The sequence below is a fragment of the Streptomyces sp. AC627_RSS907 genome (assembly GCF_019049165.1).
Window position 1 is genome coordinate 1 of record NZ_JAGMUE010000782.1, and the last position, 598, is coordinate 598.

Sequence of the window (598 nt, forward strand, 5' to 3'; positions counted from 1 at the left end):
CCGGAGTCCTCGAACGCCGCGTAGAAGACGGGGAACGCGCTGGGCACGGCCCGCTCGAGCAGCTTGCCCTCCATCAGGGCCAGCACCTCGCGGTCCATCCGGGCGGCGCGCGGGCCGAGCGAGACCCGTAGCCCCTCCACCAGTACGCGGCGCAGCGCGGCCACCGAGCGCGTCCGCAACTGGTCGCTCAGCGGGAACCCGGCCGGCCGGTAGAACGGCGCGACCAGCACCACGGCGTCCAACTCGGCCGCCGTGTCGTCCTGTTGGGGCAGGTCGGCGAGGTGGGCCAGGATGGCGTTGGCGCCGAAGGAGTGGCCGAACAGCGCCCGGGGGCGCTCGGGCAGCAGCGCCAGGGCGCGCCGCAGCCAGTCGGCCGGGCTGCCCTCGGCGGTCCACGCGTAGTCGGTGCCGCCGCACCAGGGCAGGTGCAGCGAGTACGGGGTGTACCCGGGCAGCGCGCCGAGCACGGTGCGCCAGCTCTTCCAGCCGTCCTCCATGCCGTGCGCGGCGACGATCGGCGGACCGCTCCCGGGGCCCCGCCACACCTGCACGGGTCCCTCGGTCGCGACCAGCGTCCAGCCGTCCACCACGGTCATGC

1 protein-coding gene is annotated in these 598 nt (G+C 75.4%); it reads right to left on the minus strand.

Annotated elements, in window-relative coordinates; all coding sequences use genetic code 11:
* Positions 1–598 (minus strand): alpha/beta hydrolase (locus KUM32_RS38620; RefSeq protein ID WP_217146466.1); only part of this gene is annotated, 598 nt, incomplete at both ends.